At 49.8% G+C, this 1,073-nt stretch carries 9 tRNA genes and 1 rRNA gene; all 10 read left to right on the plus strand.

From position 1 onward, the window contains the following. The first annotated feature begins 81 nt into the window (after positions 1–81). The 10 genes from rrf to HZY94_RS09575 all read left to right on the plus strand — a co-directional run bounded on the left by rrf (position 82) and on the right by HZY94_RS09575 (position 1,046). Positions 82–197, plus strand: a 5S ribosomal RNA gene (gene rrf / locus HZY94_RS09530). 5 nt (positions 198–202) lie between these two features. Next, positions 203–275: transfer RNA gene (locus HZY94_RS09535), tRNA-Val, on the plus strand. Positions 276–290: 15 nt separating this feature from the next. Next, positions 291–363: transfer RNA gene (locus tag HZY94_RS09540), tRNA-Asp, on the plus strand. Positions 364–406: 43 nt separating this feature from the next. Further along, positions 407–479: transfer RNA gene (locus tag HZY94_RS09545), tRNA-Lys, on the plus strand. Positions 480–482: 3 nt separating this feature from the next. After that, positions 483–564, plus strand: a tRNA-Leu gene (locus HZY94_RS09550). Positions 565–577: 13 nt separating this feature from the next. Beyond that, positions 578–650 (plus strand) — tRNA-Thr (locus HZY94_RS09555). 10 nt (positions 651–660) lie between these two features. Then, positions 661–732: transfer RNA gene (locus tag HZY94_RS09560), tRNA-Gly, on the plus strand. 5 nt (positions 733–737) lie between these two features. Then, a tRNA-Leu gene (locus tag HZY94_RS09565) sits at positions 738–822 on the plus strand. A 5-nt stretch (positions 823–827) separates the two neighbouring features. Further along, positions 828–901: transfer RNA gene (locus HZY94_RS09570), tRNA-Arg, on the plus strand. Positions 902–972: 71 nt separating this feature from the next. Beyond that, a tRNA-Pro gene (locus tag HZY94_RS09575) sits at positions 973–1,046 on the plus strand. Positions 1,047–1,073 lie beyond the last annotated feature (27 nt).

Consider the following 1,073-nt stretch of genomic DNA (forward strand, 5'->3'; position numbering starts at 1 on the left):
ACGAGGAATCGATTCGCCATTAATCTAGGGATTATGGAGAAGAAGATGACAAAGTCATCGTGGAAAAAGCTTAAAATAGAGTTAAGTGACGATAGCCTAGGAGATACACCTGTTCCCATGCCGAACACAGAAGTTAAGACCTAGAACGCCGGAAGTAGTTGGGGGTTGCCCCCTGTGAGATATGGTAGTCGCTTAGCTAAAGGGGAGTTTAGCTCAGCTGGGAGAGCATCTGCCTTACAAGCAGAGGGTCAGCGGTTCGATCCCGTTAACTCCCATTGTACGAAAGTACAGGTCCCGTAGTGTAGCGGTTATCACGTCGCCCTGTCACGGCGAAGATCGCGGGTTCGATTCCCGTCGGGACCGTTCAAACAGTATGGTATACAGTTTGAAGTTTGAAAAGAGACAAGACTCGTTAGCTCAGTTGGTAGAGCAATTGACTTTTAATCAATGGGTCGCTGGTTCGAGCCCAGCACGGGTCATATGCGGGTTTGGCGGAATTGGCAGACGCACCAGATTTAGGATCTGGCGCTTTCGGGCGTGGGGGTTCAAGTCCCTTAACCCGCATATATAGTAATAAGCCGGCTTAGCTCAGTTGGTAGAGCATCTGATTTGTAATCAGAGGGTCGCGTGTTCAAGTCATGTAGCCGGCATTAGAGGATTGCGAACGTAGTTCAGTGGTAGAACACCACCTTGCCAAGGTGGGGGTCGCGGGTTCGAATCCCGTCGTTCGCTTTGGCGCCGGGGTGGCGGAACTGGCAGACGCACAGGACTTAAAATCCTGCGATCATTTCGATCGTACCGGTTCGATTCCGGTCCTCGGCAAATGGGCACCCTTAGCTCAACTGGATAGAGTACCTGACTACGAATCAGGCGGTTAGAGGTTCGACTCCTCTAGGGTGCATTAACTTTATATTATACAGGAAGTAGCTTAGCAAGTACTCTAAAGCTGAGGTACAACCTGGTTTATATCTACGGGAAGTAGCTCAGCTTGGTAGAGTACTTGGTTTGGGACCAAGGTGTCGCAGGTTCGAATCCTGTCTTCCCGACTAGCAAGAGGCATTTTTGTCAAATTT

The sequence above is a fragment of the Streptococcus danieliae genome (assembly GCF_013415245.1).
Taxonomy (GTDB): domain Bacteria; phylum Bacillota; class Bacilli; order Lactobacillales; family Streptococcaceae; genus Streptococcus; species Streptococcus danieliae_A.